General features: G+C 58.3%; 9 protein-coding genes. 5 read left to right on the plus strand and 4 right to left on the minus strand.

Annotated features, from left to right (window positions below):
- Positions 1-107 precede the first annotated feature (107 nt).
- Both serS and A3L02_RS08615 read right to left on the minus strand, forming a co-directional pair.
- Complete coding sequence (serS, locus tag A3L02_RS08610; RefSeq protein ID WP_088863522.1) at positions 108-1475, minus strand: serine--tRNA ligase; 1368 nt, start codon at positions 1473-1475, stop codon at positions 108-110.
- A 73-nt stretch (positions 1476-1548) separates the two neighbouring features.
- Positions 1549-2751, minus strand: coding sequence for a molybdenum cofactor synthesis domain-containing protein (locus A3L02_RS08615; protein ID WP_088863523.1), 1203 nt, complete (start codon positions 2749-2751; stop codon positions 1549-1551).
- Between the two features lie 310 nt (positions 2752-3061).
- On the opposite strand from A3L02_RS08615, the gene A3L02_RS08625 reads away from it, so the two are divergent.
- The 3 genes from A3L02_RS08625 (at position 3062) to A3L02_RS08635 (ending at position 6727) form a co-directional block, all read left to right on the plus strand.
- Complete coding sequence (locus A3L02_RS08625) at positions 3062-3817, plus strand: hypothetical protein (protein ID WP_088863525.1); 756 nt, start codon at positions 3062-3064, stop codon at positions 3815-3817.
- A 1-nt stretch (position 3818) separates the two neighbouring features.
- Positions 3819-6329: a CDC48 family AAA ATPase gene (locus A3L02_RS08630; RefSeq protein ID WP_088863526.1), complete on the plus strand. Its 2511-nt coding sequence runs from the start codon at positions 3819-3821 to the stop codon at positions 6327-6329.
- A 74-nt stretch (positions 6330-6403) separates the two neighbouring features.
- Entirely contained in the window at positions 6404-6727 is a 324-nt protein-coding gene (locus A3L02_RS08635; protein WP_054833909.1) for a PRC-barrel domain-containing protein, read from the plus strand.
- Positions 6728-6732: 5 nt separating this feature from the next.
- Here A3L02_RS08635 and A3L02_RS08640 read toward each other — a convergent pair whose 3' ends face one another.
- Both A3L02_RS08640 and A3L02_RS08645 read right to left on the minus strand, forming a co-directional pair.
- Positions 6733-7440, minus strand: a complete 708-nt coding sequence (locus A3L02_RS08640; RefSeq protein WP_088863527.1) for a metallophosphoesterase family protein — start codon at positions 7438-7440, stop codon at positions 6733-6735.
- 51 nt (positions 7441-7491) lie between these two features.
- Positions 7492-7956 carry a DUF365 domain-containing protein gene (locus A3L02_RS08645; protein ID WP_204247234.1) on the minus strand — a complete coding sequence of 155 codons (465 nt, stop codon included), beginning with the start codon at positions 7954-7956 and terminating at the stop codon, positions 7492-7494.
- Positions 7957-8206: 250 nt separating this feature from the next.
- Between A3L02_RS08645 and A3L02_RS08650 the strand changes: the two genes are divergently transcribed.
- Both A3L02_RS08650 and A3L02_RS08655 read left to right on the plus strand, forming a co-directional pair.
- Positions 8207-11260 carry a DUF1156 domain-containing protein gene (locus A3L02_RS08650; RefSeq protein WP_088863528.1) on the plus strand — a complete coding sequence of 1018 codons (3054 nt, stop codon included), beginning with the start codon at positions 8207-8209 and terminating at the stop codon, positions 11258-11260.
- A complete protein-coding gene (locus tag A3L02_RS08655; protein WP_088863529.1) occupies positions 11257-14646 on the plus strand; it encodes an ATP-binding protein in 3390 nt (1129 codons plus the stop codon). The genes A3L02_RS08650 and A3L02_RS08655 overlap by 4 nt, the downstream gene beginning before the upstream one ends.
- Positions 14647-14649 lie beyond the last annotated feature (3 nt).

A 14649-nucleotide genomic window follows, 5' to 3' on the forward strand; every position in this document is an offset into this window, starting at 1 on the left:
GTCCATTTTTTTATAAACCAACGGACTACAAGTAGTTCACTCCTTTATAAACTCACGGACTGCATACGGTACAAGAACTCGGAAGCTCAAAAGAGGAGGGGAAGGAGTCAATCCGCGCAGCAGCGCTCCTTCATGTTCGCCGGCAGTATCTCCTTGAAGCCCGTGTACTTCCACAGAACCTTCGGGAGCTTTACGATACCTTCCTCCGTCTGGAAGTTCTCGAGTATCGCCACAATGGCCCTTGAGGTGGCTATGGCCGTCGAGTTGAGCGTGTGGACGAACTTCGGCTTCTCGTTCGTCCTGTCGCGGTAGCGGATGTTCAGGCGCCTCGCCTGCCACTCCGTGCAGTTGCTCGCGCTCACGACCTCCCTGAACTTGCCCTGACCCGCCATCCAGGCCTCGATGTCGTACTTCTTTGCCGCGACGTAGCCGAGGTCGCCGGTGCAGATGTTGACGACCCTGTATGGGATCTCAAGCTCCCGGAATATCTCCTCTGCGTTGGCTATTATCCTCTCGTGCCACTCCCAGCTCTCCTCGGGGCGGGAGTACACGAACTGCTCGACCTTGTGGAACTGGTGGACGCGGAAGATTCCCTTGGTGTCCTTTCCGGCGGTCCCGGCCTCCTTCCTGAAGCAGGGGCTCACGCCGACGTAGAGGAGCGGCAGGTCCTTTCCATCGAGTATCTCGTTGGCGTGAAGTCCCGCGAGCGGGTGCTCGGCCGTCGGGATGAGGTAGAGGTCCTCCCCCTCGACCTTGTAGATGACGTCCTCGAAGTCGTCGAAGCTCGTGACGCCCTCCTCCACGAACCTGCGCACCATGTAGGGGGGAACGACGGGGGTAAAGCCCTTCTCAATGAGCCTGTCGAGGGCGAAGCGGATCAGGGCCAGGTCGAGGATGACGAGCTCGTTCATGAGGTAGTAGAAGCGCGCCCCGCTGACCTTCGCGGCCCTCTCGAGGTCCGCCCCCTTCAAAAGCTCAAGCATGTCAACGTGGAGCCTCGGTTTCCAGCTCAGGAGCTCGTAATCCATCTTCCCGAGGCTCTGCTCCTTGAAGCTCTCGAGGAAGCCCTCCCAGACCTTAGCTTTCCCCCAGAACCTTACCGGGACGTTCTCGGTGTCGTCCTTGCCCACGGGAACGCTCTCGTGGGTGATGTTCGGTAACCGCCAGAGGTAGTAGTCTATCCTCTTCCTCAGCTCATCTACTTCCCTCTCGAGCGCCTCTATTCCCCTAACTATCTCGTTGCTCCTCGCGAGGAGGTCGTCTATCGGCTCTCCGGCCTTCTTGCGCTTGCCTATCTGAACGGCGAGCTGGTTGCGCTCCTTCCTAAGCTGATTGATTTTCTTCAGGTTCTCGCGCCACTTCGCATCGAGCTCCAGAATCTCGTCCACCCATTTGAGCTTCTCTATTTCGCCTCTCTTTATGAGGTCGCCCTTTACGAGGTCAGGATTTTCGCGGATGAGCTTTATGTCCAGCATCTTCAACACCCGAGGAAAGAAGGTTCAGGAGTTTAAAAAAGGTTTTGATGGGGGTTTTGGAAGGACGACGAGATCAACCGAAGAAGGTGACCTCGACCTCCTCGTCCGCCTCGAGTATCTCCACGTTCTCGGGAACCTCGATGAAGCCGTCCGCGTCGACGAAGCTCGTTACCGCCCCGCTCCCCTTAAGGATGGGAACCGCCTTCTCGCCCTCTATCCTGACGGGCAGGAACTGGCGCCTTCCCTTGACCGAGAAGACCTTGTGGGCGAGCCTTTTCCTGACCTTCCTGACCTCGCTCTCCCTCCCGAGGAGCCTCCGCAGGAGGGGCGCAACGAGCAACGTGAAGTTGGTCAGACAGCTCGTCGGGTAACCCGGCAGGCCGAAGATTGGTTTTCCGTTTATCACCCCTATAACCGTCGGCTTGCCGGGCTGGATCGCTATTCCGTGGACCTTAACCTCGCCGAGCTCATCGATTATTGAGGTGGTGAGGTCCCTTATTCCGCCGCTCGCGCCTCCGCTCAGGAGAACGATGTCGCAGCACTCTATTCCCTTCTCGATGAGCCCCCTGAGGCTTTCCCGATTGTCCCCCGCGATACCCAGGAAGACGGCCTCCCCGCCGAGCTCCCTGATGGCGTCGGTTATCGCCCTCCCGTTTATGTCGTATATCTTTCCAGGCCTCAGCACCTCTCCAGGAAGGACGACCTCGTTCCCAGTGCTTATCACGGCAACCTTCGGCCTCCTGAAGACGGGCACCTCCGCCGTTCCCACCGCCGAGAGGAGCGCCGTGTCCTTGAACGTCAGTCTCGTTCCGCGTTTGAGAATGGTCTTACCCTTTGGAATGTCAGCCCCGGCCTTCATGACGCCGAGGGTCGGGTAGGCCGGCTTGTAGATGATGATCTCGTCTCCTTCCCTCTCCACGTCCTCGAACTGGATCACGGCATCCGCGCCCTCAGGCAGGGGGGCGCCAGTGGAGATGTAAACGCACTCGCCCGGTTTGAGCTCCAGCGAGGGGATATCACCGGCGTTTATCTCCCCCACGACCCTCAACCGCACCGGCTCGCTCTCGCTCGCCATGAACGTGTCTTCCGCCCTCACCGCGTAGCCGTCGACCTTTGCCCTGTCGAAGGGGGGGACGTCGATGGGGGACGTTACGTCCTCGGCCAGAACCCGGCCGAGTGCCTCGCTCAACGGAACCACCTCGATCTCGGGTTTCAGCGGGAAAGAGGCTATCACTTCACGGGCTTTCTCGAGGGGAACGACCTTCAGGAACGCCATTCTATCACCGGAAGAAAATAGAAGACGGTTCTATAAATGGGTTGCGTAAGCGTGGATGTTTACCAAAACCTCACCACCCCTCCTCTTCCTCCCAGTCCCAGTCTTCATCTTCGAGCTCCCACACCTCCTCCTCGAGTTCTTCCTCGAACTCATCCTCTCGTTTCTTTTTCCTGGGGGGCTCCCTCCCAATCCTCCTGCTCCCCCATAATAGCCCATAAACTTTTTTCCAGGGAGTTGGCGGTACCTCCGCCCAGGATCTTTGATTAAACCGGTTGGAAAGGTTTTTAATTGTGAAGACGTATCGGAAAACATGAGGGTGGCGATAGTAACGGGCGACGCCCGGGTTTACTACCTGGCGACGAAGGTTCTGAGGGAATACCGCATACCCTTTCACAGCCTCAGGGTTGGGGAGAGGATACCCCTCGACGTTGAGGTGGTTCTAACGGGCGAGAAGGATTACGAGAGGGTGGATTTCCCCGTTAAGGTCGTCGTTAGGGACGAGAACTTCATAGACGAACTCCTGGCCAGACTCGAAGAGAGGGAGAGGTTTAAAAGGGTTTACATAGCCATTGACCCCGGGGAGAGACCGGGCCTGAGCGTCGTCGCCGATAACCGTGTGCTTGAGGTTCATCGCCTTAACGACCCGAGGGACGTTGGGGTGATCCTGGAACTGCTGGAGAAGTACCCGGGGGCCTGGATCAAGATAGGCCACGGTGCGAGGAGGCAGAGGGCCCTCACCCTGAAGGCCCTCGCGAACCTGCTGGGGTACGATTACCCCGTAATCGTCGTGAACGAGTCGGGAACCACCCCCAAGGTAGGGGGAACCGAGGTCTCCCGGGTTCAGGACATCGTGGCGGCGATAAACATAGGGCTGCGGGAGGGAAAGCGGGTCCGTATCGGTGAGCTCATAGAGGAGAGGGAACCCACGAAACGTGAGATAGAGCATATAAAGAGGCGGAGCAGGGAGATAAGTGGTAACATCACCATATCATCAAAGCTCGCTCGTGAGGTGGCCCTCGGCAATTTAACGCTCGAAGAGGCCATAAAAAAGCAAAGGAGGGGTTAAGATGATTTTTGGTAAGGATAACGAGAAGCTTGAGGAGATAAAGCTCCGCGTTGCGGAGGCCCTGAAGAGGGACGTTGGAAGGGGGATAGTCAGGTTCGATAGGAAGTACCAGAAGCAACTCGGAGTTGAGGCGGGGGACATAGTCAGGCTTACCGGGGAGAGAACCACGGCCGCCATAGTGGCCAACGCGCATCCCGACGACAGGGGACTCGACATCATCCGCATGGACGGTTACATAAGGAGAAACGCAGGCGTTAGCATAGGGGACTACGTAGCGGTCTCCAAGGCGGAGGTGCAGGAGGCTAAGAAGGTAACCCTGGCTCCCGCCCAGAAGGGCGTCTTCATTCAGATACCCGGCGACATGGTCAAGGGAAACCTCCTGGGCAGGCCCGTCGTGAAAGGCGACCTGGTGGTGGCGAGCGGCAGAAACGAGGGTTACTACGGTGGTTCACCCTTCGATGAGCTGCTCAGGGGTCTCTTTGAGACGATGCCCCTCGGCTTCGGAGAGCTCAAGTTCGTCGTCGTCAACACGGTTCCAAAGGGCATAGTCCAGATAACCTATAACACAGAGGTGGAGGTTCTCCCCCAGGCGGTCGAGGTTCGTGAGGAGGCAATTCCGGAGGTCACCTACGAGGACATCGGCGGCCTCAAGGAGGCCATTCAAAAGATCCGCGAGATGGTGGAGTTACCCCTGAAACATCCCGAGCTCTTCGAGCGCCTTGGAATAGAGCCGCCGAAGGGGGTGCTCCTCTACGGTCCGCCTGGAACGGGTAAGACGCTCTTAGCCAAGGCAGTCGCGAACGAGGCTAACGCCCACTTCATAGCCATCAACGGACCCGAGATAATGAGCAAGTTCTACGGGGAAAGCGAAGAGCGCCTCAGGGACATATTCAAAGAGGCGGAGGAGAACGCCCCAAGTATAATCTTCATCGACGAGATCGACGCGATAGCACCAAAGAGGGAAGAGGTCGTTGGAGAGGTTGAAAAGAGGGTCGTCTCCCAGTTACTCACGCTGATGGACGGCCTCAAGAGCCGCGGGAAGGTCATAGTCATCGCCGCGACCAACAGGCCGGACGCCCTTGACCCGGCTTTGAGGAGGCCGGGGAGGTTCGACAGGGAGATCGAGGTCGGTGTCCCAGATAAGAAGGGACGCAAAGAAATCCTCCAGATACACACGAGGGGAATGCCGCTCGAACCCGACTACGACAAGGCAACCGTTCTCAGGATTCTCAGAGAGCTCATGAAGAGGGAGGGTTTCGATAAAGGAAAGCTGGAGAAGCTTCTCAAGAAGGTTGAGGCCGCCAAGAGCGACGAGGAAGTCAAGGAGGCCCTTAAGAGCGAGAGCGAGATCTATCCGGAGGTTCGGGCCAGGCTGATAGAGGGGATGCTCGAGGAGATAGCCGACAAGACCCACGGGTTCGTCGGTGCGGACCTCGCGGCCCTCGCCAGGGAGGCGGCCATGGTGGTTCTCAGGAGGCTCATCAACGAGGGCAAGATAGACCCGGAGCACGAGCGCATTCCCCCCGAGGTTCTCGCTGAGCTTCGCGTCAGAAAGACCGATTTCTACGAGGCGCTCAAGATGGTGGAGCCGAGCGCCCTCAGGGAGGTCCTGCTCGAGGTTCCGAACGTCCACTGGGACGACGTTGGCGGCCTCGAAGAAGTGAAGAGGGAGTTGAGGGAAGCCGTTGAATGGCCCCTCAAATACCCGAAGGCCTTCCAGAGGCTTGGAATCGAACCGCCGAGGGGGGTTCTTCTCTACGGTCCTCCAGGAACGGGTAAAACGCTCCTGGCCAAAGCCGTCGCAACCGAGAGCGAGGCCAACTTCATCGGCATCCGCGGGCCCGAGGTTCTCAGCAAGTGGGTCGGTGAGAGCGAGAAGAGGCTGAGGGAAATATTCAGGAAGGCGAGGCAGGCGGCGCCGACGGTGATATTCATCGACGAGATAGACGCGATAGCGCCGGCCAGGGGGAGCGATATGAACCGCGTCACGGACAGACTCATCAATCAACTGCTGACGGAGATGGACGGCATAGAGCGCAACAGCGGTGTGGTGGTTATAGCCGCGACCAACAGACCGGACATCCTCGACCCCGCACTGTTGAGGCCTGGAAGATTCGACAGGCTGATACTGGTTCCGGCTCCGGACGAGAAGGCGAGGCTGGAGATACTCAAGGTGCACACGAGACGCGTCCCCCTGGCGGACGACGTTGACCTCCGCGAGCTGGCCAAGAGGACGGAAGGCTACAGCGGTGCGGACATCGAGGCCCTCGTGAGGGAAGCGGCCCTGACGGCCATGCGCAGGATAATGGAGGAGCTCCCCGCGGAGCTGGTGGAGGAGGAGAGCGAGGAGTTTCTGGATATGCTTAGGGTTTCGAGGAGGGACTTCGAGGAGGCGATGAAGAAGGTGCGGCCCAGCATAACCCCGTACATGGTTGAATACTACAGGAACTTCGAGGAGAGCAGGAAGTCAAAAGTCGAGAAGAAGGGAGGGCCGGACTACTACACCTTCTGATTCCCTTTCCTTTGGAAAAAGTTTTATACGTTGGTGCCCAAGGCACTACACGATTAAACAGAGAGGTGGCGAAAATGGTCAAGGTAATGGCCTCCAAGCTTAGGGATGTGGAACTGATAACCGACACGGGCATAAGGCTCGGATGGGTCTACGACCTCAGCTTCGACGAGGAAACCGGCGATATTCTTGTGATAGTTGCCGAACCTGATGAGGATCTCGACACGAGCGAATTCGTCACCGACCACGAGGGCCTCCTTCTCGTTCCGGTCAGCGCGGTTAAGAGCGTTGGCGAGGTCATCATAATAGACTCCAACAAGCTCGCCGTTAAGTCCAAGCTCAGGAGAACAGGGGCGGTGAAAAGCCGGATTTTGGGGGAATCCAGGAGTCCCGGAGAGTGACCCTTTTAATATCCTTCGTATAGCCTCCTCGCCAGAAACTCCGGAAGCCCCGCTTTCATTATCCTCTCCGCGGCGGAATCGACGTCGTACTCAACCCGGTGGAACTCGACGTTCTCGGGCGGCTCTTTTTCCGTATCGATGATGGCGTAGGCCGCCCTCGGGTCTCCGTCCCTCGGCTGGCCGACGCCGCCGGGGTTGATTATCCTTCTCCCGTCGATCAGCTTGAGCATGGGGACGTGGGTGTGGCCGACGAGGAGGTCATCCTGCCTGATGTAGCTCAGAACGGCCCTGAACTCGCCCTCGGGAAGCCAGGGGAAGAGGTACTCGTCGAGGGGCGCCCGCGGTGAGCCATGGATGAGGAGGTAGCTCCTCCCGGCATCGTCCGTGAAGAGTCCCCTCACCGGAAGCCTCCGGAGAAACTCGAGGTTCTCGATGGTCATAACGCGCTGGTGCCACCTCACGGCTTCCCGCGCGTAGGGGTTGAAGCCCCAGTCGAGGCCGAAGGCCACCGCGTTGTCGTGGTTTCCCCTGACGCAGAGGAAGACCCGTTTCTCCATCTCCCGTTTAATGAACTCCACGACCTCGTTTGGGGAGGCGCCGTAGCCCACCAGGTCCCCCATGCAAAGTATCGCGTCGGCGCCCTTTACCTCCCTCCAGACGGCCTTCAGGGCCTCGAGATTGGAGTGGACGTCGGATATCAGGGCTATGAGCATGGACCCACCTTCTTTTTGGGTTCACCGAGGCAATGCATCGGCATCTTGGGTTTACGGTACGCTCCACACTCCCGCCTTTCTCAGGATCTCCCCGTACTCGTCCTCTCCCACGTATCTACCGGAAACGGCGATGAACCTCTTCGGTCTGACGACCCGCGGATACTTCCGTAGGTTCTTCAGTCTGACGGTCATCCAGGGCCTCGGCCTCCTGCCGCGCGAGTGCCACTTCTCCCTGTCCCTCTCGTATTGCCTGAGCTCCTCAGGGGTGAGGAAAAGCTCCGGCCCGTACTTCTCGATTATCTCCCCGACGTTCGTGAAGAACTCTACGTCCTCAACCTCGGCCTCGCCGTGCCAGCCCTGCTCTTCCCGCGAGGCGTAGAAGATCACCTTCATCCCGGGCTTCAGTCGGAGCGTCGAGGGTTTGACGAAGACGCTCCTCCCCCCGTCGAGTATCCTGCTTAGGAAAGCCCTCGGAACCGGGAAGGTTACCCCGATGATGTTCCCGTCACCGCCCATGCTTCCCACCGGTTACGGTTCGTCCCGAACCTTTAAGGGTTTTCCGTAAGAACTGTAAAGGCACGGGGAAGCTCCTCATGCCAGTTTCGGGGTCGTGACGGGGAAGGGCAAGGGCCCGCACATGGTTCCGACGTGATTCCCCTGTGGGGATTTCCACGGCGGTAAAATATTCCCGGGCGGTACCCCCGTATCGTCCGCCATCAAAAGGTATTTATTGCGTCACGTGTTAAACTATCAGGGTGTGAATAACATGGAGAGAAGATTTACTGAAAGCCCTGATTTTCCCATACGAGAGCTCAACGAGGCGAGCGCCAAGGAGAAGGGGCCCGCAAGGCCGCCGTACTGGGAGATGGTCTTCTACTGGACGAGAAAACCCCTCATCGGGGTGAGAGGAGTCATCGCCGGTGCGCTCCTGCCCGAGAACATCGATCCTAATAGGTTCAAAACGCTCATCGGCCTGAACGAGAAAACCCCGCACAAGGTTAACCCAAAGATCCCGCCCGAGTGGGAGAAGTACTTCCGCGGTAAGAAGCTCCTCGACCCCTTCGCGGGCTTTGGCTCAATCCCCCTCGAGGCCCTGCGCCTCGGACTGGACGTTACCGCCGTCGAGCTCCTGCCGACAACCTCCGTCTTCCTCAAGGCCGTCCTCGAGTACCCGAAGAAGTTCGGGAAGCCCCTCGTGAAGGACGTCGAGAGGTGGGGAAGCTGGATAACCGAGCGGCTGAAGAACGACCCTGAAATCAAAGAGCTCTACGACGATGATGTCGCGGTGTACATCGGCACGTGGGAGGTGAAGTGCCCGCACTGCGGGAGATGGACTCCAGTTATAGGGAACCACTGGCTGGCGAGAGTGAAGGACGGTAAGGGCTACAAGCGATTAGCTTACATGGTGCCCGAGCGGGACGGCGATGAAAAGATCAAAATACGGATTATCGACCTCAACGACGTCTTCGGTAACGTCTCGAGGGCAAAGGTGGACGGCAAGAAGGGGGAGATAACCTTCGAGGGTGATTTTTACGTGAGGAAGGCCCGCGAGGCCGTGGCGGCGGGCAAGCTCAGGGAGAATGACTTCAGGGTCGAGGGTGATAGGATCGTCTTCCGGGTTCCAAGCGCGAACATAGAAGCGAGGAAGAGCCAGCTCACCTGCCTATCCTGCGGGAACGTTATAAAATACGTGGATGAGAACGGGCGGCACTACCTCGACAAGAAGGGCGCGAAGGGGAACCTCGAGTTCTACGCGAAGTTTGCCCTTCGGAAGTACCACGAGGGCGACGAGAGGTTCGCGCGGCAGAGGCTGCTCGTGAGGATGAAGAAGGTCGGCAGTGACCTCGTCTTCGAGCCCGCGACGGAGGAGGACAACGGGAGGCTCCTGAAGGCGAAGGAGAAAGTGCGGGAGCTGATTGAGAATGGGGATCCGGATGTTCCTGTTGAGCCGGTTGCCCCCTATGATCCTAGAAATATTTGGGTTATAAATTACGGATTCTTTAAATGGTATAATTTATTCAATCCCCGCCAGGTCCTCACGCTAATGAAGATTACAAAGCTCATCCGCGAGGTTGGAAAGAAGATTGAGGCGGAGAAGATAGAGGAAGGCTGGGAGGCAGAGAAAGCCTTCGAGTACGCGGAGGCCGTGGCGACGTACCTGAGCATGGCGATGGTGAAGTACCTCGACTTCAACTCAGTTTGCACCCGTTGGAACCCCGGTTGGATAAAGTACGAGGAAACATTATCCACCCGTGGAATTGCTATGATGTGGAGCTGGGTGGATGTTTCCCCATTCGCTCGAAAAACTGGCGCATTCCGTAGAACTCTTGAAAACCAAAAGGAAGCTCTCGCCTACCTCACCTCTGCCCTCGCCCCCTCGGGTCAGAAAACCCTCACGGGACTATCAAACAACACCGTCAGCGTCCTCAGGGGCGACGCCACCTCTCTCAACCTCGGCGAGAAGTTCGACGTCATCGTCACCGACCCGCCCTACGCGGACGACGTGCCGTACACGGAGCTTTCGGACTTCTACTACGTCTGGCTGAAGCGGGCGTTGAGCGACTCCGACGGGCGAAAACTTCTCCCAAGGTTCCACAGGGACGCTTTCTTCAAGAAAATCGGCCCGAGGTTGGTTGAAATAAGGACGCAGTGGGAGGAGTTCGCGAGGAAGGAGGTCTCCACGAACCCCGGCCGCTTCATGGACGATAAGAACAAGAAGGAGCGGGCCGTTCAGCACTTCGAGAACCTCTTCTCCCAGGCCTTCGTGGCCATGAGGGAGCACCTGAAGGACGATGGGTTACTCGTTACCTACTATGCACACACCTCTCTCGACGCGTGGGCGAACCTGATAGAGGCGGGCTGGAGGAGGGCGAAGCTCCAGATAACCCGCGCCATCCCGCTGAACACGGAATCGAAGACGAGCATAGTCAGCCGGGGTAAGATGAGCCTCGACACTTCCATCGTGGCCGTGTGGAGGAAGCCGTCGGGCGAGAGGAAACCCGTTATGGTCTCCTCCCTGAGGGAGGAGCTAAGGAGGAAGGCCCGGGAATCGGCGGGGGAGTTCATGCGCTACGGCTATCAAAGTCTCGACCTTCTCTACGGCGTCATGGCGGCGGTTCTCGAGGAGGTAACGAAGCACTCCGAGGTGCTCTCCCCGAAGGGCCCGCTCTCCACGGCTGAGGTCCTCAAAGAGGTTTACGGTGCGACGGTCAGGGGCATCATAGAGGCCATCGCCGAGGTGGCCGAGGGCAGGGCCGTGAGCTCAAACGAGGCCCTCTTCTACACCGCCTACAAGGTGCTCTTTGGGAACGCGACGCTGAGGCCGAACGACGTGATACTCCTGAACCTCGCCACCTTCACCGACCCGAACGGTCTCGTGAAGGCTGGCATCCTGAAGGCCACGGGTTCCGCCAAGGAGTTCACCCTCAACACCCCAGACCTGCTCGGGAGGAAGGCCCTCGACCAGAGGGAGCTCCAGAAGTTCCTCTACGGCAGGGGCATAAACCCCCTCGAGCCCGAGCCTGGGAACTCCATCGATGTCCTTCACCTGCTCGAGTACCACGCCCTCTCCGGCCGCTCCAAGCTCGGGGAGGAGGTCGAAAGGCTCAGGCGGAGGTGGAGCACCGAGGTCGATGAGGCCCTCACCATGGCGAAGCTCATCGCGGACTACTACGCCGCCGTTTCCAGAAAGCTGACGCCCCTCGGGGGCATCGCAAAGGCCGACGAGCGCGAGGTTGAGAGGGAGCTTGAGAATAACGGCCACTTCGAGGTCATCCTCATGAGGAGGCTTCTCCGCGGCGCTGGAGGTGGTATGCTATGAGGCTCGGCCCCTTTGAGGTCTGGGATGATGTGATGGACGAGACCCTCGACACCCAGGTCGCCCCGGAGCTCGGGGACGTCGTGAGCGGAAACGCTCCGGAGATATACACCGACCCGTTGGAGTTCTTCAGGAGGACGTACTTCACGGAGTCGATGCTCGACATCATAGAAAAGCTCGTTGAGACCCTCGAGGGCGGCGAGAGGCACAACATCTTCCTGATATACTCCCTCTTCGGCGGAGGTAAGACGCACACCCTTATCACCCTCTACCACGCCTTCAAGAATCCCGACGCCATGCTCGACCCGGAGGTCCTCGCCGGCCACGACCCCGAGAGGAGGGAGAGGATAAGGGAGCTCGCGGAGAGGATCAGGTCCCTCGGTAGGGTTCGCGTTGTTCCCGTCTACGGCAAGGGAAGGATAGGCCAGCCGAGCAAGCCCCTCGAGGTGGGCCCCTACAGGGTGAGGACCGTCTGGGGCTACATCGCCCACGTCCTCGGCAGGTACCACATCGTGGAGAGGGACGACGAGAACCAAACTGTGCCCGAGCCCGACACGCTCAGGGAGCTCTTCAAGGGGGAGAGTGTTGTCCTCCTCGTCGATGAGATTGCGGACTACTTCGACAACCTCTACAACTCGGGAAGCGAGGACGACAGGCGCTACGCGAAGAACGTGGACAACTTCTTTGACAGGCTCTCCACGGCCCTGCTCCGTTCCACGAGCGCCATGGTGATGACCCTTCCCATGGAGAAGAGGGGGGATACCTTCGAGGTCGAGAGGGAGTACAACAGGGAGGTCGTCATGGCCATCAGGGACGGCGTTCAGAGGGTCGGGGGTTCGGAGCTCTACTCGCCCATCCGGACGGGAGGGGTGAGCAATGAGCTCGTCGAAGTCCTCAAGAAGAGGATTTTCAAGGGGTTCAACGATGAGGAGAGGGTCAGGATCCTCAGCAGGATGAACTCCGAGCTGGGCAACACCGACGTTTTCGGCCAGGCTCTCCACTTCAGCGAGGAGCTCAGGAGGAGCTACCCCTTCCACCCCGAGTACGTCGAGGTTCTGAGGACGATAATCGAGAGGACGGGCCTGCAGAGGACGAGGGACATGCTCAGGATCACGAGGATCGTCATCAGGGACCTGGTCGGGGAATACCTTGAGACGGGCTTCGCACCAGCTCTTATAATGCCCCACCACGTAGACCTCAACAACGAGAAGCTGAGGGGCATGCTCTTCGGCAAGAACGAGACCTTCATGGACTACTCCATCATCGTTGACACCGACATCATGAAGTCGAAGTTCAAAGACTTCCGCCTGCCCGAACTTGCGGAGGCAGTTATGAAGTACGTTTTCCTCAGGACGTATCCCTTCGACTCCCCGGTTCCGCTCCCGGGTTTCCCCACGGCGGAATCCATCGCGAGGGGGGTTTACGAGCCGAGGACCTTTGAGCTCAAGAACTGGCTCCCCACCGACATAAGGGACACCGTTGAGGATATAACCGCGAGCGTCCGCTTCGTCTACCTCAACAAGAAGGAAGGCACGCTCTGGTTCTGGCGCGTCGCCAACGTGGCCCAGATGGTCGATAGCAAGGCGAGGGAGCTCATCGAAACCCGCTACGGGGAGGTCTGGAACGAGCTCGTGAAGTACGCCGAGAGGATGATCCGCGAGAGGAAGAGGCTCTCCGTAACGAAGGGCAAGGGCGCCAGGATCGAGGACCACGTTACCTTCTTCAAGCCCAACCACATAATCGTCACGAGGGATCCACAGGAGTTCCAGGATACCCCCGAATACAAACTCCAGGTTCTCGTGAGGGAGGACGTCGACGAGGGAACCCTCAGAAGGATTATATACGCCTACGGCACAGGGACGAGAACCTACAGGAACACCATAGTGGTATGCTACCCAGCACCTGAAAGCTTCAAACACCTCATAGAGACCACCGCGAGGGCAATGGCCTGCGGCGAGGTGATAAGCGACATTGAGATCAAATACGGCAGGTTCGGTGAGGACGTTGTTAAGATTCAGATGAGTATGGTCAAGGAAATTCTCAGCCACGCCCTTGAGGACCTCGAGTCCCAGATCGTTAACTCCTTCAGGAAGGTCGCTTATCCCGACCACAACGAGGTCCGCGTTACCACCGCCCAGGCGAGCTCTAAGTCGGTCGTGGAGAACGTCTACTCGGCCCTCAAGGGCAACGGTAAGATAGTGGACGAGCTGGACTTCGAGTGGCTCGTCGATACCCTCAAAGGGGCGGGTATCGAGATCCTCAGACCCGAGGGATATTCCTTCTCGGAGCTGACCTCGATAATACGCACCAACACGCACCTGCCCATGATCGAAAGCAGGGCTATCACGGAGGCAATAAAGAACGCGATAATCAACCTCAAGATAGGGGTTGAGCGGAAAGACAGGGTGTTCTTCAAGAAGGTGTATCGGGAATTACCCGAAGGGGAGGAAGTCGGCGAACCACCGAGTTCCTTAGAGCCTCACGACCTCATACTCCCGAGGGAAATCGCGCTCAGGAAGCAGGTATGCAACCTCATAAAGGGTGAAAAGGACCTCATTGTTCCAAAGGACGACAAGAACTACCGCGTAAGGACGTGGTACGAGGTCTACTCACCCTCATCCGGCGTTGGGATTCCCCTGAGAACCCTCGTGATTTCCGATGAGAACGGCGAGTGCAGGGTGAAGGAGGGTTACCTCGATACGATCCTCTGGGGCCACATCGTCGAGAAGAGAGAGGAAATCGAGATCACGGAGGGGGAGTTCGAAATCGATGTGGACTCGCCGGAGGTGAAAGCAAAACCCGGTGAGGCGGTGGGGATTAACGTCAGGCTCATTCCTCTCGGCAGGGATTCCTTCAGCGTGGAACTCTCGGCGAACAGGGGCGAGCTTGATTCCAGCGAGGTTCACCTGGAGAACGGCCAACCCTTCAACGTCACCTGGACGGTTGTAATGCCCGAGAAGCGAACAACCGCAACGCTCGAGGCGAGAAGCCATAAGAGAACACGCTACCTGGATATCGACCTCGTCCCCATCATTGACCCGGACATCGTGGACACGGACAGACTCGAAGAAAAGCACAAGGGCATGTTGCTGGTGGCGATACTCTCAATCGGCGACCTCGAGAGCCTCACGATGGTTCCCGATGATGTCAAGGGCCTCGTGAGCGGGAGCCTGAGGATTGAAAGCCCCCGCTGGGAGAGCAACGTCGAGGAAGTTGACAAGGAGGTGTTCAGTTACCTTGCCAAAGAGCTCGAGGACTTCCTCGGGGCAAAGGCCGAACTCAAAGTCGACCTCAGGCTGGAGAAGGAGGTCAGGATCAACGACCTCATGTTTGAGAAGCTGAGGCCCCTCAACGGCAGGGTAACCTTCAGGCTCAGGAAGGGGGAGTGACGC

It is taken from the genome of Thermococcus celer Vu 13 = JCM 8558 (assembly GCF_002214365.1).
Lineage (GTDB): Archaea > Methanobacteriota_B > Thermococci > Thermococcales > Thermococcaceae > Thermococcus > Thermococcus celer.